The organism is Streptomyces sp. NPDC058671, assembly GCF_042716475.1.
Taxonomy (GTDB): Bacteria; Actinomycetota; Actinomycetes; order Streptomycetales; family Streptomycetaceae; genus Streptomyces.
This window is the reverse complement of record NZ_JBHXSA010000017.1, coordinates 117,569-138,598: the sequence shown is the minus strand read 5'-3', so window position 1 is coordinate 138,598 and position 21,030 is coordinate 117,569. Positions and strand designations below refer to the sequence as shown.

Genomic DNA, 21,030 nt, shown 5'->3' with positions numbered 1-21,030 from the left:
CTGGACAGAATGCGCTGAGCGGAATGTGATGAAGGGCGCTTGACGTGTGTGCACGTTGGGCGCCTTTTGTCCGTTCTGATGCAGCATCCTGGACGTTCGGGTCACACGGAAGGGGCGTCAAGGATGAGTTTCACCGTCGGACGAGGGCGCGGCTACCGGCCCGAGCAGGTCGACCGTCATCTGGCCGCACTCGCCGAGGACCGCGACAGGGCGTGGGAGCGGGCAGCGCGGCTCACCGTCCTCGTGAAGGAGATGGAGACCGAGGCCGTCCGGCTGCGCGAGGCCGTCGAGGCGCTCCCGCCGCAGCGGTACGAGTCCCTCGGCGACCGGGCGCAGAAGATCCTGGAGCTCGCCGAGCTGGAGGACGAGACGCTCGTACGGACGGCCGAGGCGGAGGCGCAGGCCCTCGCGGAAGCGGCGGAGACGGCGGCCCGCCGGGCGGCGGAGGCGGCGCGGACGTACGCGGAGGGCGTCCGGGCGGCGGCCGAGGCGGCGGCCCGCGCGACCCTGGAGGCGGCCCGCGCACGGGCCGAGGAGCTCACGGCGAACGCGACCCGCGAGGCGGACGAGCTGCTGGGCGCGGCGCGGGAGGTCTTCGAGGACACCGAGCGGCGCACGGCGGAACTCCTGGCGAAGCAGCGCGCGGACCAGCAGGCGGTACGGGACGAGGCCGAGCGCGTGGCGGCGGGCGAGGCGGCCGACCTGCACGCCCGCCACGAGGAGCTGATCGCCCACGCGGAGGGCGGGCTGGCGGAGGCGCGGAGACTGCTCGCGAAGACGGAGGAGGAGGCCCGGCACGGCCAGGAGGACGCGGAGGCGCGAGCGGGCGAGCTGCTCGCCGGGGCGCGCCTGAAGGCGGAACGGACCGAGCGCGAGACGGAACGGGTGCTGCGCGAGCACGAGGAGGCGCGGGACGAGATCCACGCGCACATGGAGCACATCCGCAACGCGCTGGCGGCGCTGACGGGGAGGGTGACGGGCCCGGACCCGGACACGAAGCCGGACCCGGACACGAAGCCGGACCCGACCCCCGGCTCCTGACGGGACCCGACCCCGGGTTCCTGACGGGACCCGGGGCCCAGACCCGGCCCCGGACCCCGCCCCCGGCTCCTGACGGGACCCGGAGCCGCAGCCGGAGCCGGAGCCGGGGGAGAGCCGGGGGAGACCCGGAGGGGGCAGGCCGGGACCCGGCGCCGCCCCCGAGAGGGACCGGCTTCGGTCTCAGCTGCCGTCGATGAGCCGTACCGCGAACTCCGGTGAGAAAGCACCCGCCTTGTACTGCGGGCCCTCCGCCGAGCAGCGCTCGTCGTCCGCGTGTCGGCCGTCCGAGTCGCCGGGGTTCTTGATCCACAGGTAGTACGCGGCACCGCCCTCGCCGACCCGGGACGCCGAGCCCAGCTTGCGCAGCGGCGGGTTGCAGAAGCCGACCTGTCCGCTGGTCGCGTCGCCGGGGATCTTGTAGGCGCCGTTGCCGTTGCGGGAGGTGTCCACGACCCAGGTCGTGTCGACGCCCAGCCGCTCCTTGACCCGTACGGCCAGTCGGCGGCCGTAGTCGTTGGAGATGTCGGTGGAGTGGTAGTTGGCCACGTTCACCGCGACGCCGTCGGCGAGGTAGATCCCGGAGCGGCCCAGCATGTCGGCCATGTCGCTCAGGCCGATCCCCTTGTCCGCCGGGTTGTCCTCACGGCGAGCGCCGAGCGTCCAGGTCGCGTTGCCCGCGTCGATGTACGTCTTCACGTACGGGCCCTGCGCGTCGAGGTGCTGGTTGGCGTACCAGAGCATGTCGAAGCGTGCCTCCCGCTTCTCCGGCGTCAGGCAGTTGCCCTCCACGTCGGCCTGGGCCACCGCGTCCGGCTCCAGGACGACGAGCGCCGGGCGCCCGGCGATGCCCGCGACGAAGCCGTCCATCCACTTCTTGTACGCCTCGGCGTCGGCCGCGCCGCCACCGGAGGCGCCGCCGCAGTCACGGCCGGGGATGTTGTAGGCGACGAGCGTCGGCAGCTGACCTGCGGCCGTGGCCTTGTCGATGTAGCTGTCGACGTCCGTCTGCACGTCGGTGTTCCAGCCGCCGAACCACTTGACCGTGGTCCGGTCGGCGATCTGGCTGCGGATCTTGGCGGCACGGCCGTCGACCGGGTGGGGTTCGGAGTGGGCATCCACCCACGTGCGCGCGTTGGAGCCGGGGTCGACGAAGAAACCCTCGCGTGCCGTCGACGTCGTCAGCGAGACGTTGTCGAAGGTGAAGTCCGTGGCGGCCTTCTGCCCGCCGAGCTGGAACGTGATCTGGGCGCCCGCACCGGCCGCCGTGTCGATCGTGGAACGGAAGGTCCACTGGTACCGCTTGCTCACGGGGTCCAGGGTGACGTCCTGCGCGAGGGGCGCCTCGTACGCGCCGCTGGACCGCTGCACGGTCGCCCGGAAGGAGGCCGCGACCGAGGAACGGGCGTCGAAGGACAGCGTGTAGAGCGCCCCCGCGCGCAACGCGACGCCGTTGCGCCCCACCTGCGCGTCCCACCGGTTGACCGTTCCGGCCTTCACGGAGGCCTTGAGGGCGCCACCCGTGTAGTCGGGAGCGCTCCCCGTGGACGACCACCAGGTGCCGGCCGGCGGCACGGTGGTGAACGCGCCCTCCGGGGCGAGTTCGCCGTACAGCAGCGGGGCGGGCGCCTCGGGCGCCGCAAGCGCGGTGGAGGCCGGCAGCGCCAGGGATGCGGCCAGCAGGGGTATCGCGACGCCCGCGTACAGCAGGGGTGTGGTTCTCATCTGTCGTGGTGTCCAATGTTCGGGGCCGTGGTCAAGGGGCGAACTCGGCTTTCGTGAAAGGGTCCCACTCCGCCCACACCGTCTTTCCCGGCGCCCCCGGCCTCGGGCACCAGCCCCAACGGTCCGCCAGCGACTCGACGAGCAGCAACCCCCGTCCTCCGTCCGTCAGTTCCCTCCCGGGACCGGTGAGCCGACCGGGCCGGGGCGGTACGCGCTCGGCGCGGGTGTCGCTCACCTCGACCCGTGTGACGCCACGGGGCCCGTCCGCGACCCGCAGCAACAGGTGGAAGTCCCGTCCCGGCACATGCCCGTGCCGCACCGCGTTCGCCGTCAGCTCGGCGGCGACCAGGACGACGGCCTCGTGCGCCTCGCTCCCGTACGGGACACCCCACTCGTCCAGCCGCACCGCGACGAGCCGCCGCGCGAGCCGCGCGCCCCGAGCGGTCGACGTGAACCGCAGGGCGAAGGCCCGGCCGCCCCAGTAAGGCGAGATGCCGCTGAGTTGGCTGGTGCCGGTGGGGCTGTGGTTGTTGCTCGTCATGCCTCCCAAGGTCCTCTTGGTGGCGTAGCGTGACCAGTGGTGACGCACCGACGCGATGACCTTGTACGTGGTGTGTCGGTGCACGTACGAGAGGCGGGGTGCGATGGCGGAAGAGCAGGCGGAGCCTGAGGCCGACGAGGTGGATGGCACCCAGGCGGCGGACAAGTCCGCGCAGGGCGTGGTGGCGGCGTTCGGGCAGAGCCTGAAGACGTTGCGGACACGGGCGGGGATGGAACGGGAGGAGTTCGGCAAGCGGCTGGGCTACTCGGCGTCGACCATCGCCTCTTTCGAGCAAGGAAGGAGGATCCCGCCGCCGCGCGCGATCGATCGGTCGGACGAGGTGCTGGACGCGGGCGGGTTGTTGACCGTCTGGAAGGACCAGTTGGAGAAGGCGCAGTACCCGGCGTTCTTCCAGGGGATGGCGCAGTTGGAGAAGCGGGCGATAGAGCTGCTGTCGTATGACACGTTGGTGGTCAATGGCCTGCTCCAGACCGAAAAGTTCATGCGGGCGTTGGTGAGCAACCACTGCCCGCCGGTCGACGCGGAGACCATCGAGCAGCGGGTGACCGCCCGGCTGGCTCGGCAGGCGATTTTCGAGCGAAGGCCCGCGCCGCTGCTGAGCTTCGTCATGTGTGAGTCGGTGCTGCGGCGGAAGGTCGGCGGCGGAGACGTGCTGCGCGGGCAGCTGGAACAGCTTCTTCTCATCGGACAGCGGCGGAACGTCGAGATTCAGGTCATGCCGCTTGCCAGTGAGGACAACGCCGGTCTGGAAGGGCCGTTCACCTTTATCACCCGTGACGACGGCAAGAGGTTCGTCTACGTTGAGGCGCAGGGCACCAGCACTCTGGAGACCGACCCCAAGCAGGCCGTTCTCGCCGCAGCTCGCTATGGGATCATCCGGTCACAGGCTTTCACGCCGCGAGAGTCGCTGAAGTTCATCGAGAAGTTGCTAGGAGAGCTATGAACAGCACGGAGTCCCTGGCCTGGTTCAAGAGCAGCTACAGCGGTGGTGACGGCGGCCAGTGCGTCGAGATCGCGACCCGCGCGGGCGCCGTGCACGTCCGTGACTCCAAGGACGTGGCCCGGCCGGGCCTCCGAGTCTCGCAGGACGCGTGGGCCGGGTTCGTCGGGCTCGCCACGGCGGAGTAGTACAGCCCGCCTCTGTACGCGGAGGAGCCCTGCCCGTCCGAGCCGGACCGGCAGGGCTCCTTCCGTCACTCCTCGGTCCGCCGGACGTCCTTGACGAACACCAGCCCGTCGACGGCCGTCAGGTGCGCCGGGTCGAAGGAGGCGTAGCCGAACCACGGGGACTCGCGGACGGCGGGGAGCCCGTCGCCGAGGGAGGCGGCCAGGCGTCGGGCGTCGGCGAGGTGACGGTCCTCGGGGAGCGCGTACAGGAGTCCTTCGACGGTGTCCGGCGGCGGCGCGTCCACTCCCCGGTGCCGGATCGTGCCGAGGGCCGTGGCCAGGAACGCGTACTCCTCGCCCAGTTCGGCGCTCACCAGCGCACCCGCGCCCCACCACTCCACCGGCCCCTGCCACATCCGCGTCGTGCTCTTCGGCCGCTGGAGGTGGGAGTTGTGGGCGTGGACGAGGACGGGGCCCCGGGCGGCGACGGCGAGGAGGTTGTGGGCCATCATCTGGTCCCGTACGGCGAGGATCCGCGCCATGCGGGCCGGCGAGGGGTCCGCCATCGCGTGGTGGTAGCGCAGCAGGCCGAGGGCGGTACGGCCGTACAGGCGGGCCCGGTCCCGGTCGTCCCGCGAGGTCGCAGTGAGCAGGTGCGGGGTCTGTGTGTCGAGCAGGGCGACCAGTTCGTCGGCGAGGAGCCTCAACTCGGCTGCCTCGGCCGACCGTCCCACGGACCGGGACGGGTCCATCATCGCGTCGGGCTCGGTCCAGCGGTCGTCGGCGCCGAGCAGTCGGTCGAGGGCCTCCCGGGTGCAGGGCAACAGCTCAGCGTCGACGTGGGCCGCGAGGTGGGCGTGGAGTGCGGTGAGGGTGTGGCGGGGGCTTTCGGCGGCGGCGATCTCCAGCGGGCCGTCGAAGCCGGCGAAGCGGAGCCGGTCCGACACGGGGCGGCCGTCCTCGTCGGCGCGGACGTTGAAAGCACGCATCCAGCGCACGAGTTCGCGGTTGGCGGCGGAGGCGCCCCAGTCGTGGCTGAACCCGTGCTCCATGACCTCGTCGAGCGTGCCCGTACCCGAGGTGACGTGGTCGTCCACGGTCAGGCCGCGTACGCAGTCGCTCTCGATCGCGATCGTGCGGTAGCCCTCCTGCTCGACGAGCTGCCGGAAGAGGTCGTTGCGCAGGTGGAGGAGTTCGTCCTCCCCGTGGGTGGGCTCGCCCAGGGCGAGCAGCCGGGGCCGGACGGGGAGCAGCCCCATGACGGAGGCGGCGTCGACGGCATGAGTGGTGTCCTTGATGTCAGCGGCCATGGATTCAACGGTATCGTTGAACCTTCGGTGGAGACTTAGGGTGCGACAACCGCTTGTTTCGGGGGTTTCAGGGTGCGGAACCTTCAAAGCAGCGTTCGGCTGAGGCCGGTCGATCTGGCGCGCGGGCACGGTCTGTCCACGCAGGCGGTCAGGAACTACGAGGACGCCGGCATCCTCCCGGCCGCCGATCGCACCCCCGCCGGTCACCGCGCCTACACGCTGTTGCACGCGGCGGCCCTGCGCGCGTTCCTCGCCCTGGTGCCCGGCCACGGGCACCGGACGGCGGCGACGATCATGCGGGCCGTGAACGAGGGCGCGGTCGACGACGCGTTCCGCGCCGTCGACGAGAGCCACGCCCAGCTCCTCGACGACCGGCGCACCCTCCTGGCCGTGGAGAGCGCCCTCCGGGACCTGGAACCCCCCGTGGCGTCCGAGCCCGGGGACACGTTCGTCGGACCGCTGGCGGAGAGGCTCGGCATCCGGCCCGCGACGCTGCGGAAGTGGGAACGCGCCGGGCTCGTGCGGCCTCGCCGCGACCCCCGGACCGGGTACCGCGTGTACGACGCGGCGGACGTACGGGACGCCCGGCTGGTCCACCAGCTCAGACGGGGTGGCCACCTCCTTGAGCAGATCGCCCCGCTGATCGCGCAGGTACGGGCGGCCGGCGGGCTCGGGCCGCTGGAGGCGGCCCTCGGCGACTGGCACGGGCGGCTGGCCGCACGGGGGAGGGCGATGCTGGCGGGGGCGGCGGAGCTGGACGCGTACCTGCGCGAGCGGGGCTGAGACCTCCGTACGGCCGCGTTCGGCCCCACCGGACCTTGGCAGTGGTCAGTTCCGCTCTCCCTCCTCCGCGAGGACCGGGAAGCGGCGCGGGGCCAGGGTCAGCAGGGCCAGGAGGGCGAGGGCGGCGGCCGCCGCCGCGCCCAGGTACACGTAGTCCACCGCCGCGTCGACCGCCCGCCGCAGGTGGTCCGTGGTCTCGGCCGTGAGGGAGCCGGGGTCGTCCAGGGAGCGGGCCAGGGCGTCCAGGTCGCCGCTGCCGCCGAGGCGGGCGGCGAGGACGCCGTTGGCGACGGCGCCGAACAGGGCCGCGCCGACGCTCTGGCCGACCTGGCGGCAGAAGAGGACCGAGGCGGTGGTGGTGCCGCGTTCCTCGTACGGGACGGTCGACTGCACGCCGACGATCAGGGGCAGTTGGAAGAGGCCGAGGGCCCCGCCGAGCAGCAGCATCAGGAGCGCGGGCTGCCAGGGTTCCCCGGGGAACGGCAGGAACGGGAACGCGAGCAGGAGGACCAGCGCGAGCGAGATGCCGAGGACGGCGGTGAGCCGGAAGCCGATGCGGGTGTAGACCCGGTTGGAGAGGGCGGCCGCGATGGGCCAGCTGAGGGTCCATGAGGAGAGCACGAACCCGGCGGCGATCGGCCCGAGGCCCAGGACGGACTGGGCGTACGTGGGCAGGAAGACGGTCGGGGCGACCATGAGCAGGCCGAGGGCGCCGAGGGCGAGGTTGACGGCGGCGATGGTCCGGCGGCGCCAGACCCAGCCGGGGATGATGGGCTCGGCCGCGCGCCGCTCGATGGCGACGGTCAGGGCGGCGAGGGCGGCGGCCCCGCCGAGGAGGCCGAGGGACGGGGCGGAGAGCCAGGGCCAGGCGACCCCGCCCTGGACGAGCGCGGTGAGCAGCAGTGCTCCGGTGGCGAAGACGGCGAGGGCCCCGGCCCAGTCGATCCGCACGCGCGCGCGGGGCGGGGTGCGGTCCGCCTGCGGTCCGCCCGCCCCCCGTACGGCCTCCTTCGCTTCCGGTCCGGCCGCCCGGTCTCGGGGCGGTTCCGCGAGGTGGCGGGTGATCAGCCAGAGGGCGAGCAGGCCGACGGGCAGGTTGATCAGGAAGATCCAGCGCCAGTCGGCGTAGCCGGCGAGGAGGCCGCCGACGGCGGGTCCCGCGACCGAGGAGGCGGCCCAGACCGAGGACAGCCGCGCCTGGATCCTGGGGCGTTCCTTGAGCGGGTACAGGTCGGCGGCGATGGTCTGCACCGTGCCCTGGAGGGCGCCGCCGCCGAGGCCCTGGACGACCCGGAAGGCGATCAGGGAGGCCATGTCCCAGGCGGCGGCGCACAGCAGGGAGCCGACGAGGAACAGGGCGGTCCCGGCGACGAGGACCGGTTTGCGGCCGAAGGTGTCGCTGAGCTTCCCGTACACGGGCAGGGTGACCGTCACGGCGAGCAGATAGCCGGAGAACAGCCAGGAGAAGACGGACAGTCCGCCGAGGTCGCCGACGATCTGGGGGACGGCGGTGGACACGATCGTGCCGTCGAGGGCGGCCAGGCCCATGGCGAGCATGAGCGCGAGGACGACGGGCCGGCGGCGGTCGGAGGAGGTCGCGGGAGCCGGATCGGCCCCCGCTCGGGTGGTCGACGGCTCCGGCACCGCGCAGTTCCTTTCCTCGTACACCTAAATGGGCGCGGCCAGGGTCTCACCCGTACCCAGGACGGAGGAACCCCTAGGGGCCTCTCCCCCATACGGGCCAGGGGTCGTTCGTCCCGACGGAGGACGAGAAGGGGGTGCCCCGGGTTCTTAACTTGACCTTACAAACCGACCCACTGCTCCAAGGAGAAAACCGTGACCACGGCTGTGACCATCCCCAGGCACGGGGGTACTGGAGGAAGCACGGCCGTGGCCGCGCGGGCCCGTCAGGTCGTCAAGGCGTACGGCTCGGGGGAGACCCGGGTCGTCGCGCTCGACTCCGTCGACGTCGACATCGCCCGGGGACAGTTCACCGCGATCATGGGGCCCTCCGGCTCCGGCAAGTCGACGCTGATGCACTGCCTCGCCGGGCTGGACACCGTCACCAGCGGCGAGATCTTCCTCGACGACACCGAGATCACCGGGCTCAAGGACAAGAAGCTCACACAGTTGCGCCGGGACCGGATCGGGTTCATCTTCCAGGCGTTCAACCTGCTGCCCACCCTGAACGCCATCGAGAACATCACCCTCCCGATGGACATCGCCGGCCGCAAGCCGGACGCCGAGTGGCTGCGCCGGGTCGTCGACACCGTCGGGCTCTCCGACCGGCTCAAGCACCGGCCGAACCAGCTGTCCGGCGGGCAGCAGCAGCGCGTCGCCGTCGCCCGCGCGCTCGCCGCCCGGCCCGAGATCATCTTCGGGGACGAGCCGACCGGAAACCTCGACTCCCGGGCCGGCGCCGAGGTGCTCGGCTTCCTCCGCACCTCCGTCGACGAGCTGGGCCAGACCATGGTCATGGTCACCCACGACCCGGTCGCCGCGTCCTACGCCGACCGCGTGCTCTACCTCGCCGACGGACGGATCGTCGACGAGATGGAGCGGCCCACCGCCGAGGCCGTCCTCGACCGGATGAAGGACTTCGACGCGCGCGGGCGGACCTCATGAGCGTCCTCAAGACCTCCCTGCGCAACTTCTTCGCGCACAAGGGCCGGATGGCGCTGTCCGCCGTCGCCGTCCTCCTCTCCGTCGCCTTCGTCTCCGGGACCCTGGTCTTCACGGACACGATGAACACGACGTTCGACAAGCTCTTCGCCTCGACCGCCTCCGACGTCACCCTCAGCGCGAAGAACGGCGACGCGGGCGACGAGGCCCCGGACACCGGCCGCCCCGAGGCGTTCCCCGCCTCCGTCGTCGCCGAGGTCCGCAAGGCCGAGGGCGTCCAGGACGCGCAGGGTTCCGTCGTCTCGACGTCCGTCACCGTCGTCGACGCGGACGACAAGAACGTCGGTCCCACCAGCGGCGCCCCGACCATCGCAGTCAACTGGAGCCCCAACGAGCTCCGTTCGGTGGAGATCACCTCCGGCCACGAGCCGCGCGGCCCCACCGACGTGGTCGTCGACGGCGCCACCGCCGAGAAGCACGGCCTGAAGGCCGGCGACGAGCTGCGGACGATCTCCGTCACCGGTGACTTCACCGCGAAGATCTCCGGCATCGTCGACTTCAAGGTCACCAATCCGGGCGCCACCCTCGTCTACTTCGACACGGCCACCGCCCAGCGCGAACTCCTCGGCAAGGAGGGCCTGTTCACCCAGGTCCTGGTCGACGCCGAGCCCGGTGTCTCCGACGACGCCCTCAAGGCGAACATCGCCGCCGCCGTCGGCGACGGCTACACGCTCCAGACCGCCGCCGAGGCCGCCGACGCAGGCCGCGAGGACGTCGCCGGCTTCCTCGACGTCATGAAGTACGCCATGCTCGGCTTCGCCGGGATCGCCTTCCTCGTCGGCATCTTCCTCATCGTCAACACCTTCTCCATGCTGGTCGCCCAGCGCACGCGCGAGATCGGCCTCATGCGCGCCATCGGATCGAGCCGCCGCCAGGTGAACCGTTCCGTCCTCGTCGAAGCCGTGCTCCTCGGCGTCGTCGGCTCGGTCGCCGGTGTCGCGGCGGGTGTCGGGCTCGCCGTCGGGCTCATGGAACTCATGTCCTCCATGGGCATGGAGCTCTCCACCCGCGACCTCACCGTCAAGTGGACGACCCCCGCCGTCGGCCTCGCCCTCGGCATCGTCGTCACCGTCCTCGCCGCCTACGTCCCGGCCCGCCGTGCCGGGAAGGTCTCCCCGATGGCCGCCCTCCGCGACGCGGGAACGCCCGCCGACGGCAAGGCCGGCCGCGTACGGGGCGGGATCGGCCTCGCCCTCACCGCCGCCGGAGCGGCCGCCCTGGTCGGCGCCGCCCGCGCCGACGAGGCCGGCCCCGGTTCCCTCTGGCTCGGCGTCGGCGTCGTCCTCACCCTCCTCGGGTTCGTCGTCATCGGTCCGCTCCTCGCCGGCGCGGTCGTCCGCGCCCTGGGCGTCGTCGTCCTGCGCGTCTTCGGCCCCGTCGGCCGGATGGCCGAACGCAACGCCCTGCGCAACCCGCGCCGCACCGGCGCCACCGCCGCCGCCCTGATGATCGGCCTCGCGCTCGTCGCCTGTCTGTCGGTCGTCGGGTCCTCGATGGTCGCCTCGGCCACCGAGGAACTCGACCGGTCCGTCGGCGCCGACTTCATCGTGCAGTCCGGCACCGGTCAGCCGATCGTGCCGCAGGCCCAGGCCGCCCTGGAGAAGGCCCCGGGCCTCGACCACGTCACCGAGTACAGGTGGGCCGACGCCACCGTCACCGACCCGCGCGGAAAGGGCATGGAGACCGGCCTGGCCGCCACCGAACCGACGTACATGGAGGACCTGCGGCGGGAGACCACCGCGGGCACCCTCGCCGACGCGTACGGTCCGGGCGCCATGTCCGTCGGCAGTGACTACGCCGCCGAGCACGGGGTCAAGGTCGGCGACGTCCTGACCGTCGCCTTCAAGGGCGGCGAGACGGCGAAGCTCAGGGTCGCGGCGATCACCGCGGACACCGGCGGCGTCGACAACGGCGCCATGTACATCAACGCCACCACCCTCGCCGAGCACGTCCCCGCCGAACGCCTGCCGCACAGCCTGCTCCTCCTCGCCAGCGCGAAGGACGGCCAGGAGACGCAGACGTACCAGGCCCTCAAGGACGCCCTCGCGCCCTACCCGCAGTACAAGGTCAGCAACCAGGCCGACTACAAGGAGGAGCTGAAGGACCAGGTCGGGCAGCTGCTCAACATCGTGTACGGGCTCCTCGCCCTGGCGATCGTCGTCGCCGTCCTCGGGGTGGTGAACACCCTGGCCCTCTCGGTCGTCGAGCGGACCCGCGAGATCGGCCTCATGCGGGCCATCGGCCTCTCCCGCCGGCAGCTGCGCCGCATGATCCGCCTGGAGTCGGTGGTCATCGCGCTCTTCGGCGCCCTGCTCGGCCTCGGCCTCGGCATGGGCTGGGGCACGGCGGCCCAGAAGCTCCTGGCCCTCGAGGGCCTCGGCGTCCTGGAGATCCCGTGGCCGACGATCCTCACGGTCTTCGTGGCCTCGGCGTTCGTGGGCCTCTTCGCGGCCCTGGTCCCGGCGTTCCGGGCGGGCCGGATGAACGTCCTGAACGCGATCGGGAGCGAGTAGCGGTAGATGTTCCCCCGTACGGCCCCGACGCGCGCGACGCACCGGGGCCGTACGGCTGCTCAGACGGTCAGCACCGGCACGTCGTAGAGCGGGATGTGCTTGTCGCGGGTGACGAGGGTGAGCCCCTCGGTCTGCGCCTGGGCGATCAGTATCCGGTCGAAGGGGTCGCGGTGGTGGGGCGGGAGCTGTCCGGCGCGAATGCCGTGTTCGGCGACGATCGGCAGGGACTTGAGCTGGCAGTCGCGCGCCCGCTCGGGCAGGTCGGCCGGTCCGTCGAGCTTGCCGAGGGCTTGCTTGACGGAGAGTTCCCAGGGCGTGACGGCGCTGACGTACGCGTGCTCCTCCATGTCGAGCAGATCCTTGACGTCGCCGGAGAGCTGGGGGGAGTCGAGCAGCCACCAGATGACGACGTGCGTGTCGATCAGCAGTTTCACTCCGCGGGGCCTTCCTCGCCGAGCCCGAAGGCCTCGGCGAAGCCGGGGTCGTCGGAGAGGTCGTCGAAGTCCTCGTGGAAGACGACGGGCGCGGTGAGGGACCCCCGGGCCGTGCGCCGGACCTTCCCTCGGAGCGGGATCACCTTCGCGACCGGTTCGCCGGCCTTGCTGATGATCACCTCCTGGCCGGTGGCGACCGCCTCCAGGATCTTGGAGAAGTGGGTCTTCGCCTCGTGGACGTTGTACTGCCGGGCTGCTTCCATCGCGGCCTCTTCACAGCTGGGCGGAGCAAGGTGGACTAAGCGCAAGACTAAGGTTAGTCGTACGAGCGGTCCGGGTACCAGCCGCTTCACCCTCCCGAGTGGCCCACGTCCTTCGCGCGAGTGACAGTGGCTCGTCGTAGGCTGGGGGCTCGCCGGGCCGTACGCGTCCGGGAGCAACCCGGCCCGTGTCACGTGTCGGGCTGTTCGCGTTGCCCGCCCCCGTCGTCCGAACCCGGGATGGAAGCTCCATGAGCCTGCACGGCCTGCTCGATGTAGTCGTCAAAGACGCCGCCCTCGCGGAGGCGGTGAAGGCCGCCGCCGACGGGAACCGTCCGCACCTGGACCTGGTCGGGCCCGCCGCCGCCCGGCCCTTCGCCGTCGCCGCGCTCGCCCGGGACTCGGGGCGGCCCGTCCTCGCGGTGACCGCGACCGGGCGGGAGGCCGAGGACCTCGCCGCCGCACTGCGGTCGCTCCTCGACCCGGACACGGTCGTCGAGTACCCCTCCTGGGAGACCCTGCCGCACGAGCGCCTCTCGCCCCGCTCCGACACCGTCGGCCGCCGCCTCGCCGTCCTGCGCCGACTGGCCCACCCCCGCGACGACGACCCGGCCGCGGGACCCGTCAGCGTGGTCGTCGCGCCCATCCGCTCCGTGCTCCAGCCGCAGGTCAAAGGCCTCGGCGACCTGGAGCCCGTGAGCCTGCGCAGCGGACAGACGGCGGACCTGAACGAGATCGTGGAGGGCCTGGCGGCCGCCGCGTACTCACGGGTGGAGCTGGTCGAGAAGCGCGGCGAGTTCGCCGTGCGCGGCGGCATCCTGGACGTCTTCCCGCCGACCGAGGAGCACCCCCTCCGGATCGAGTTCTGGGGCGACGACGTCGAGGAGATCCGCTACTTCAAGGTCGCCGACCAGCGGTCCCTGGAAGTGGCCGAGCACGGGCTGTGGGCGCCGCCCTGCCGCGAACTGCTCCTCACGGCGGACGTACGGGAGCGGGCGCGGGTGCTCGCCGAGGAGCACCCCGAACTGGGCGAACTGCTCAACAAGATCGCCGAGGGCATCGCGGTGGAGGGCATGGAATCCCTCGCCCCCGTCCTCGTCGACGACATGGAGCTGCTGCTCGACGTGCTGCCCGAGGGGTCCATGGCCGTCGTCTGCGACCCGGAGCGGGTGCGGACCCGGGCCTCGGACCTCGTCGCCACGAGCCAGGAGTTCCTCCAGGCCTCGTGGGCGGCGACCGCCGGCGGCGGCGAGGCCCCGATCGACGTCGGCGCGGCCTCCCTGTGGGGGATCGCGGACGTCCGGGACCGGGCGCGCGAGCTGGGCATGGCGTGGTGGTCGGTGTCGCCGTTCGCGGCGGACGAAACCGTCGAGGGGGACGTCCTCACCCTCGGCATGCGCGCCCCCGAGTCGTACCGCGGCGACACCGCCCGCGCGCTCGCCGACACCAAGGGGTGGCTGGCCGACGGCTGGCGCACGGTGTACGTGACGGAGGCCCACGGCCCGGCGGCGCGCACGGTCGAGGTCCTCGGCGGCGAGGGCATCGCGGCCCGGCTCGACTCCGACCTCACCGAGATCGCGCCCTCGGTCGTCCATGTGGCCTGCGGCTCCATCGACTACGGCTTCGTCGACGCGGGGCTCAGGCTCGCCGTGCTCACCGAGACCGACCTGTCCGGTCAGAAGGCGGCCGGCAAGGACGGCCAGCGGATGCCGGCGAAGCGCCGGAAGACGATCGACCCGCTGACCCTGGAGGTCGGCGACTACATCGTGCACGAGCAGCACGGTGTCGGCCGGTACGTGGAGATGGTCCAGCGGACCGTGCAGGGCGCGACCCGCGAGTACCTCCTCGTCGAGTACGCGCCCGCGAAGCGCGGCCAGCCCGGTGACCGGCTGTACATCCCGACCGACCAGCTGGAGCAGGTCACCAAGTACGTGGGCGGCGAGGCGCCGACCCTGCACCGGCTCGGCGGCGCGGACTGGACGAAGACGAAGGCCCGCGCGAAGAAGGCCGTCAAGGAGATCGCGGCCGACCTGATCAAGCTGTACTCGGCGCGGATGGCGGCGCCCGGTCACGCCTTCGGCCCGGACACGCCGTGGCAGCGGGAGCTGGAGGACGCGTTCCCGTACGTGGAGACGCCGGACCAGCTGTCCACCATCGCCGAGGTGAAGGAGGACATGGAGAAGACGGTCCCCATGGACCGGCTGATCTGCGGTGACGTCGGTTACGGCAAGACGGAGATCGCGGTGAGGGCGGCCTTCAAGGCGGTCCAGGACGGCAAGCAGGTCGCGGTCCTCGTCCCGACGACGCTGCTCGTGCAGCAGCACTTCGGCACGTTCAGCGAGCGCTACTCGCAGTTCCCGGTGAAGGTGCGGGCGCTGTCCCGTTTCCAGTCGGAGACCGAGTCGAAGGCGACTCTGGAGGGGCTGCGGGACGGCTCGGTCGACATCGTCATCGGCACCCACCGCCTCTTCTCCTCGGAGACGAGGTTCAAGGACCTGGGCCTGGTCATCGTCGACGAGGAGCAGCGGTTCGGCGTCGAGCACAAGGAGCAGCTGAAGAAGCTCCGTGCCAACGTCGACGTCCTCACCATGTCGGCCACGCCCATCCCCCGTACGCTCGAGATGGCGGTCACCGGCATCCGCGAGATGTCGACGATCACCACCCCGCCGGAGGAGCGGCACCCGGTCCTCACCTTCGTCGGCCCGTACGAGGAGAAGCAGATCGGCGCCGCGGTCCGGCGTGAACTCCTGCGCGAGGGGCAGGTCTTCTACATCCACAACCGGGTCGACTCGATCGACCGCGCGGCCGCCCGCCTCCGGGAGATCGTCCCCGAGGCGCGGATCGCGACCGCGCACGGTCAGATGGGCGAGAGCGCCCTCGAACAGGTCGTCGTCGACTTCTGGGAGAAGAAGTTCGACGTCCTCGTCTCCACGACGATCGTGGAGTCCGGCATCGACATCTCCAACGCCAACACCCTGATCGTGGAGCGCGGCGACAACTTCGGTCTGTCGCAGCTCCACCAGCTGCGCGGCCGGGTCGGCCGCGGCCGCGAGCGGGGCTACGCCTACTTCCTGTACCCGCCGGAGAAGCCGCTGACGGAGACCGCGCACGAGCGGCTCGCGACGATCGCCCAGCACACGGAGATGGGCGCCGGCATGTACGTGGCGATGAAGGACCTGGAGATCCGCGGCGCGGGCAACCTGCTCGGCGGCGAGCAGTCGGGTCACATCGCGGGTGTCGGCTTCGACCTGTACGTACGGATGGTCGGCGAGGCGGTCGCGGACTACCGGGCGCAGATGGAGGGCGGCGCGGAGGAGGAGGCACCGCTGGAGGTCAAGATCGAGCTTCCGGTCGACGCCCACATGCCGCACGAGTACGCGCCGGGGGAGCGGCTGCGGCTCCAGGCGTACCGCTCGATCGCCTCGGCGAACTCGGAGGAGGACATCAGGGCCGTACGGGAGGAGCTCACCGACCGTTACGGCAAGCTTCCCGAGCCCGTCGAGAACCTCCTCCTGGTGGCGGGCCTGCGGATGCTGGCCCGCGCGTGCGGGGTGGGCGAGATCGTCCTCCAGGGCCCCAACATCCGCTTCGCGCCGGTGGAGCTGCGTGAGTCGCAGGAGCTGCGCCTGAAGCGGCTGCACCCGCGCACGGTGATCAAGCCGGCCGTCCACCAGATCCTGGTCCCGCGCCCGACGACGGGCAAGATCGGCGGCAAGCCGGTGGTGGGCCGTGAACTCCTGGCGTGGACGGGGGAGTTCCTGACGACGATCCTCGGGTCGTGACTCCCGGCTCGTGATCCTCGCGTCGTGACGCCGTGCCCCGGCCGGTCGGGGGAGACCGTCCGGGGCACGCCGCTGTCAGAGCTCGTCAAGGTCCAGTGCCTCGGCCATCGCCGTGTAGCCCGCGTCGTTCGGGTGGAGGCCGTCGCCCGAGCCGTACGCCGGGAGGATGCGGTCCGGGTCCGCGACCGCACGGTCGAAGTCGTCGACCGCGTCGTACGCGCCGGACGTGCGGATCCAGGCTGACGCCGCCTATTCCCCTTCTCCCGGCGGGAGTCGGCCAGTGAAGAGCAGTCCCGTGAGGGTGCGGAAGTACTCCTCGGGGTCCCGGTCGCCCAGCGCGTCCCGCACGTTGTGGGTGAGGAGCAGGGTCGCGAAGCCGTGGGCGAGGGACCAGGCGGCGATGCCCGCCGTGCGGGCGTCGGGGACGTCCCGGAGCTCCGCGACGCCCGTGCGGAGGCCCGCCGACGCGCGTTCCTTGGCGGCGAGGAGGTCCGGGTCGTCGGTGCGCAGCAGTTCCGGCTGGAACATGACCTGGAAGTGGGCGGGGTGCTCGACCGCGAAGCGCACGTACCGCACTCCGCGTTCCCGCAGGTCGGGCGCGGCGGCGAGGGCGTCGGCGAGGAGGCCGTAGCCCTGGGTGGCGAGGGCGGTGAGGAGTCCGGTGCGGTCCTTGAAGTGGTGGGCGGGCGCGGCGTGGGAGACGCCCGCGCGGCGTGCGAGGTCGCGCAGGCTCAGGGCCGCGGGTCCCTCGGCGGTGATGACGTCGAGGGCGGCGGTGAGGACGGCCTGTCGCAGGTCGCCGTGGTGGTAGGTGCTCCGGATCGTCATGGCAGCAGCGTAACCCCCATCTAGTCATTGACAAGTTCAGAGCCGGAGGAGCACTATCTTGTCAGTGACAAGATGCGGTGAAGGGAGCACGTCGTGGAATCCGGACGCGTACGTCAGATGTGGCACCTGCTCGAACCCCTGCACGCCCTGCTCTACTACGCCCCCGAGGCCCTCGACGAGGCCGCCGCCCTCGGCTACGACACCGGCGAACGCTGGCCCTCCTACTTCGCCTGGCGCGCCGCGCCCCTCGGCGCCGCCGGCCACGACCGGGTGACCTCCGCCTTCCACAGCTTCAGCCCCGCCATGGTCGCCCAGTACGTCCCCGCCGTCTGGGTCACCGCCGACCCGGCCGACGTCCTCGCCGCCCGGCTCCGGGCCGTCGACCGCACCTACCGGACCGTCCTGGGCGGCGACGCCGTCGAGGGACCCGCCCTCGCCGAGGCCGCCGCCCTCGCCCGGCGCGCCGCCGAAGCCGCCGTACGCCCCTGCCCGGCGGACCGCCCGCTCGCCGCGGCCAACGCCGCACTGCCCTGGCCCAAGGCCCCCCACCTCGCGCTCTGGCAGGCCGCGACGATCCTGCGCGAACACCGCGGCGACGGACACCTCGCCGCCCTGACCGCCGCCGGCCTCGACCCGGTCGAGACACTCGTCTCCTTCGCCGCGATCGGCGCCGCCCCCGAGCCCGTCTTCGAGAGCCGTGGCTGGACCCCGGCCCAGTGGTCCGCCGCCCGCGACCGACTGGCAGCCCGGGGACTCCTGCACCCGGACGGCACGGCCACGGAGACCGGCCGGGCCCTGCGCGCGGACATCGAACGGCGTACGGACGAAGGGGCCGCCGCCCCCTGGACCGCCCTCGGCCCGGCCGGCACCACGCGCCTCGCCGACCTGCTCGGCGCCCCCTGGCTCGCCGCGATCGGCTCCGGCCTGCTGCCCGCCGAGAACACCCTCGGCATCGGCAAGGTGTGAGGGTTCGCGGGAGGGACGAGGGAGAGCGCGCCCACGCGACTTAGCCTTTCAGGGTGCTGACGTATCGAAGGACCCTCACCGCCTCCGCGCTCGCCGCCGCCGCGCTCCTCACCACCGCCTGCTCACCGGGGGCCGACATCCCGGGAGCCGAAGGCGGCGGCGCCGGGAAACCCGCCGCGCGGGGCACCGCCCTCGCCGCCGTGGACAGCCTCACCGTCAAGGGCCGCGCCCCGAAGACCGGGTACGAGCGGGAGAAGTTCGGCCGCGCCTGGGCGGACGTCGACGGCAACGGATGCGGCACCCGCGACGACATACTCAAGCGCGACCTCACCGGCGTCCGCTTCACCGACGGCCGCTGCAAGGTCGCCTCCGGCACCCTCACCGACGACCCGTACACCGGCACCGACGTCACCTACGTCCGCGGCCGCAGCAAGGTCGACATCGACCACGTCGTCGCCCTCTCCGACGCCTGGCAGAAGGGCGCGGGCAAGTGGGACGACGGGACCCGGCGCCGCTTCGCCAACGACCCCCTCAACCTGCTCGCCGTCGACGCGGTCACCAACCGCCGCAAGTCCGACGCCGACGCGGCGACCTGGCTGCCGCCGAACAAGGCGTACCGCTGCGCGTACGTCGCCCGGCAGGTCGCGGTGAAGAAGAAGTACGGGGTGTGGGTCACGGCCGGCGAGCGGGACGCGATGAAGCGGGTCCTGCGGACCTGCCCGCAGCAGAAGCTCCCGTAACGGGGCGCGCGCGTCGCAGAGGCACCGGCCGGAGGGGCGTGCGCGGGCGGATGCTCCTGGCGCGGGGGCCCGCGCGGGAGGAGGTCCTGGCGTGACGGCTCGCACGGGAGGAGTCCTGGCGTAGTAGCGCGCGGCGGATGCTCCTGGCACGGCGGCCCGCGCGGCGTGAACTCCTGGCATGACGGCTCGCGCAGCAGAAGCTCCTGGCATGGCGGCCCGTGCGGCAGGAACTCCCGCGGGAGAGGCCCCCGTGGCGGAAAACCGTTTGGGCGGCGCGGGGACGATCTTTACCCTGCCCCCATGGACCTCGACATATCGACCCTCGCCCAACGCCCCGAGCTGGAAGGGCCGATGTGGGACATGCTCGACCTCTGGCCCGAGTTCATGATGTACGACCCGGTGGGCTGGGCGAACATCGGCCGGATCGTGCGTGAGCTGCCGGAGTACGTCCTCATCGCCACCGACGCCGACGGCAAGGTCGTCGCCCGGGGGTTCAGCGTCCCCTTCCGTCTCGACCTGGACGGCCGCCGCGAGCTGCCCGCCCGGGGCTGGGACGAGGTGCTGCTCTGGGCGTTCTCCGACCTGAAGCACGGCCGGGAGGCCGACACCGTCAGCGCCATCGAGATCACGGTCGACACCAGCGCCCTCGGCAAGGGCGTCTCGCACCGGATGCTGGCCGCCATGCGGGCCAACGTCGCCGCGCGCGGCTTCTCCGACCTCGTCGCCCCCGTCCGACCCAACGGCAAGCACCTGGAGGTCGGCGCCTCCATCCACGAGTACGCCTTCCGCACCCGCGAGGCCGACGGACTGCCGCAGGACCCCTGGCTCCGTGTCCATGTGCGGGCCGGCGGCGCGATCGAGGCGGTGGCCCCGGCCTCCATGACCGTCTCCGGATCCGTCGAGCAGTGGCGGAAGTGGACCGGCCTCCCGTTCGACACCGACGGTCCCGTCGAGGTCGACGGCGCTCTCGTCCCCGTCCACTGCGAGGCCTCGCGCGGCTACGCGGTCTACGTCGAGCCCAATGTGTGGGTCCGGCACCGCGTCACCGCCTGAGCCGGGGCCACCCGGGGCCCGGAGGGTGACCTTCCCGGCGGGGGATGTACCGTACGGCGTCCCCTGCCGTACACCCGTGCGCCCCGGCGCGCGCATCCGCGAGAGGTCCCACGATCGTGAACGAGGCCGTCCACTGGGAGAAGGGCGCGGAACTCCCGCACCCCGAGGGCGCGGAGCCCCCGCGTACCGAGGAGCTGCCGGGCCGGTGGGCCCGGGCGGGCCTCGCGCTCGTACCGCCGCTGAGCCTCGGCGTCCTCGGATTCGTTCCGTCGCTCACGCTCGCCCTGCGCCGGGGGACGCGCGGGGACTGGCTGGCTGCGCTGCTGTTCACCGCGGTCTCGGTCGGCTGGTGCTTCCAGATCGCGCTGACCCCCGAGGAGACGCACGGCCTCCCGTACCTCCTCGACCTGGTGCTGCTCGCGACCTCCACCGTCGGCGCGGCGGCGCACTGCCTCTTCGCCAGGGAGACCGGCCGATGAAGACCCGTCGTGCCTGGCGCGAGACGGAGCGGCAGGCGGCCAGGAAGGACGCGGCGGAGTCCGGGGTCCGGGTCTCCGGGCTGCTCGCCACCACGGCGGGGGCGCTGCGCGGCCGGATCGGCTGGGCCCTGGGGTCCGTCCTGGTCCTGGTCCTCGGGCTCCTGGGGGCCCGGATGTTCGCCGCGTCGGAGAACGGGGGCACCCCGCCCGACCCTCGCGCCCGCGCCTACAAGGACTACGACGCCTGTCTGCTCACCGACGAGCGGGGCATCGTGTCGGGCGCGCCGGCGGCCCCGGTGTGGGAGGGCATGCAGACGGCGGGCTCGGACGGCCGCATCCGGGTGACGTTCGTGCCCGTGATGGGGGAGCAGTCGGTGGCGAACGCCCGCCCGTTCCTCAACGGCCTGGTGCAGCGGAACTGCGAGATCGTCGTCGCCTCGGGCGCCCCGCAGGTGGCGGCCGCCGAGGCCGCGGTGGCGAAGAACCCGGAGATCCGGTTCGTGACGGTCGCCCAGGAGGGCGGCGCCGCCCACGACAACCTTGTGCGGGTGGCGCCCGGCTTGTCGCTGAAGGGCGACATCACGGCGACGTTGAGGCGGCTGGCCGACAAGGGCTGACGGCTCCGGCCCCCGGGAGTAGCCCGGGGCGGGGACATTCCGGAAGAGTTCCCTCCCCCGGGCAAAGGGAAGGTAAAAACCCCTACCCTGGTGCGAACTGGTGATCCGTCATCGGGCAGGCTCGCGAAGCTTTGTAAGCATCGCGTTAGTA

General features: G+C 72.3%; 20 protein-coding genes. 12 read left to right on the top strand and 8 right to left on the bottom strand.

Annotated features, from left to right (window positions below; translation table 11 throughout):
• The first annotated feature begins 123 nt into the window (after positions 1 to 123).
• Entirely contained in the window at positions 124 to 1,041 is a 918-nt protein-coding gene (locus tag ACFWV2_RS21910; RefSeq protein WP_384406759.1) for a cellulose-binding protein, read from the top strand.
• 180 nt (positions 1,042 to 1,221) lie between these two features.
• On the opposite strand, the gene ACFWV2_RS21905 is transcribed toward ACFWV2_RS21910, so the two are convergent.
• Together ACFWV2_RS21905 and ACFWV2_RS21900 are read right to left on the bottom strand one after the other, a co-directional pair.
• Positions 1,222 to 2,763, bottom strand: coding sequence for a glycoside hydrolase family 6 protein (locus ACFWV2_RS21905; protein WP_384406757.1), 1,542 nt, complete (start codon positions 2,761 to 2,763; stop codon positions 1,222 to 1,224).
• A 31-nt stretch (positions 2,764 to 2,794) separates the two neighbouring features.
• Positions 2,795 to 3,304, bottom strand: coding sequence for an ATP-binding protein (locus ACFWV2_RS21900; protein WP_384406755.1), 510 nt, complete (start codon positions 3,302 to 3,304; stop codon positions 2,795 to 2,797).
• A gap of 103 nt (positions 3,305 to 3,407) precedes the next feature.
• Here ACFWV2_RS21900 and ACFWV2_RS21895 point away from each other — a divergent pair, with 103 nt between their 5' ends.
• The gene (locus ACFWV2_RS21895; RefSeq protein WP_384406753.1) at positions 3,408 to 4,268 is read left to right on the top strand and encodes a helix-turn-helix domain-containing protein; all 861 of its coding nucleotides are present in this window, start codon (positions 3,408 to 3,410) and stop codon (positions 4,266 to 4,268) included.
• A complete protein-coding gene (locus ACFWV2_RS21890; RefSeq protein WP_384406751.1) occupies positions 4,265 to 4,453 on the top strand; it encodes a DUF397 domain-containing protein in 189 nt (62 codons plus the stop codon). Before ACFWV2_RS21895 ends, ACFWV2_RS21890 begins: the two co-directional genes overlap by 4 nt.
• A gap of 65 nt (positions 4,454 to 4,518) precedes the next feature.
• Here ACFWV2_RS21890 and ACFWV2_RS21885 read toward each other — a convergent pair whose 3' ends face one another.
• On the bottom strand, positions 4,519 to 5,742 hold the full coding sequence (locus ACFWV2_RS21885; RefSeq protein WP_384406749.1) for an erythromycin esterase family protein: 1,224 nt from the start codon (positions 5,740 to 5,742) through the stop codon (positions 4,519 to 4,521).
• A gap of 72 nt (positions 5,743 to 5,814) precedes the next feature.
• Here ACFWV2_RS21885 and ACFWV2_RS21880 point away from each other — a divergent pair, with 72 nt between their 5' ends.
• Positions 5,815 to 6,525, top strand: a complete 711-nt coding sequence (locus ACFWV2_RS21880) for a TioE family transcriptional regulator (protein ID WP_384406747.1) — start codon at positions 5,815 to 5,817, stop codon at positions 6,523 to 6,525.
• Between the two features lie 45 nt (positions 6,526 to 6,570).
• Here ACFWV2_RS21880 and ACFWV2_RS21875 read toward each other — a convergent pair whose 3' ends face one another.
• On the bottom strand, positions 6,571 to 8,082 hold the full coding sequence (locus tag ACFWV2_RS21875) for an MFS transporter (protein WP_384406851.1): 1,512 nt from the start codon (positions 8,080 to 8,082) through the stop codon (positions 6,571 to 6,573).
• A gap of 279 nt (positions 8,083 to 8,361) precedes the next feature.
• Here ACFWV2_RS21875 and ACFWV2_RS21870 point away from each other — a divergent pair, with 279 nt between their 5' ends.
• Both ACFWV2_RS21870 and ACFWV2_RS21865 read left to right on the top strand, forming a co-directional pair.
• Positions 8,362 to 9,150, top strand: coding sequence for an ABC transporter ATP-binding protein (locus tag ACFWV2_RS21870; protein ID WP_360793376.1), 789 nt, complete (start codon positions 8,362 to 8,364; stop codon positions 9,148 to 9,150).
• Complete coding sequence (locus ACFWV2_RS21865) at positions 9,147 to 11,720, top strand: ABC transporter permease (protein WP_384406745.1); 2,574 nt, start codon at positions 9,147 to 9,149, stop codon at positions 11,718 to 11,720. Before ACFWV2_RS21870 ends, ACFWV2_RS21865 begins: the two co-directional genes overlap by 4 nt.
• 59 nt (positions 11,721 to 11,779) lie before the next feature.
• Here the strand turns inward: ACFWV2_RS21865 and ACFWV2_RS21860 are convergent, their stop codons facing one another.
• Both ACFWV2_RS21860 and ACFWV2_RS21855 read right to left on the bottom strand, forming a co-directional pair.
• Positions 11,780 to 12,154, bottom strand: a complete 375-nt coding sequence (locus ACFWV2_RS21860) for a type II toxin-antitoxin system VapC family toxin (protein ID WP_384406743.1) — start codon at positions 12,152 to 12,154, stop codon at positions 11,780 to 11,782.
• Positions 12,151 to 12,417 (bottom strand): type II toxin-antitoxin system Phd/YefM family antitoxin, encoded by a 267-nt coding sequence (locus ACFWV2_RS21855; RefSeq protein WP_384406741.1) that lies wholly within the window; start codon positions 12,415 to 12,417, stop codon positions 12,151 to 12,153. The genes ACFWV2_RS21860 and ACFWV2_RS21855 overlap by 4 nt, the downstream gene beginning before the upstream one ends.
• A 248-nt stretch (positions 12,418 to 12,665) precedes the next feature.
• Between ACFWV2_RS21855 and mfd the strand changes: the two genes are divergently transcribed.
• Positions 12,666 to 16,196 (top strand): transcription-repair coupling factor, encoded by a 3,531-nt coding sequence (gene mfd, locus ACFWV2_RS21850; RefSeq protein ID WP_384406739.1) that lies wholly within the window; start codon positions 12,666 to 12,668, stop codon positions 16,194 to 16,196.
• 75 nt (positions 16,197 to 16,271) lie between these two features.
• On the opposite strand, the gene ACFWV2_RS21845 is transcribed toward mfd, so the two are convergent.
• Together ACFWV2_RS21845 and ACFWV2_RS21840 are read right to left on the bottom strand one after the other, a co-directional pair.
• Positions 16,272 to 16,430: an SGNH/GDSL hydrolase family protein gene (locus ACFWV2_RS21845; RefSeq protein ID WP_384406849.1), complete on the bottom strand. Its 159-nt coding sequence runs from the start codon at positions 16,428 to 16,430 to the stop codon at positions 16,272 to 16,274.
• A gap of 15 nt (positions 16,431 to 16,445) precedes the next feature.
• Positions 16,446 to 17,024, bottom strand: coding sequence for a TetR/AcrR family transcriptional regulator (locus ACFWV2_RS21840; RefSeq protein ID WP_384406737.1), 579 nt, complete (start codon positions 17,022 to 17,024; stop codon positions 16,446 to 16,448).
• A 117-nt stretch (positions 17,025 to 17,141) separates the two neighbouring features.
• On the opposite strand from ACFWV2_RS21840, the gene ACFWV2_RS21835 reads away from it, so the two are divergent.
• The 5 genes from ACFWV2_RS21835 (at position 17,142) to ACFWV2_RS21815 (ending at position 20,879) form a co-directional block, all read left to right on the top strand.
• The gene (locus tag ACFWV2_RS21835) at positions 17,142 to 17,990 is read left to right on the top strand and encodes a hypothetical protein (RefSeq protein ID WP_384406847.1); all 849 of its coding nucleotides are present in this window, start codon (positions 17,142 to 17,144) and stop codon (positions 17,988 to 17,990) included.
• 53 nt (positions 17,991 to 18,043) lie between these two features.
• Entirely contained in the window at positions 18,044 to 18,730 is a 687-nt protein-coding gene (locus ACFWV2_RS21830; protein WP_384406735.1) for an HNH endonuclease family protein, read from the top strand.
• 300 nt (positions 18,731 to 19,030) lie between these two features.
• On the top strand, positions 19,031 to 19,783 hold the full coding sequence (locus ACFWV2_RS21825) for an N-acetyltransferase (RefSeq protein WP_384406733.1): 753 nt from the start codon (positions 19,031 to 19,033) through the stop codon (positions 19,781 to 19,783).
• Between the two features lie 116 nt (positions 19,784 to 19,899).
• The gene (locus ACFWV2_RS21820; protein WP_360793392.1) at positions 19,900 to 20,262 is read left to right on the top strand and encodes a hypothetical protein; all 363 of its coding nucleotides are present in this window, start codon (positions 19,900 to 19,902) and stop codon (positions 20,260 to 20,262) included.
• A complete protein-coding gene (locus ACFWV2_RS21815) occupies positions 20,259 to 20,879 on the top strand; it encodes a BMP family ABC transporter substrate-binding protein (RefSeq protein ID WP_384406731.1) in 621 nt (206 codons plus the stop codon). The genes ACFWV2_RS21820 and ACFWV2_RS21815 overlap by 4 nt, the downstream gene beginning before the upstream one ends.
• Positions 20,880 to 21,030: the final 151 nt, after the last annotated feature.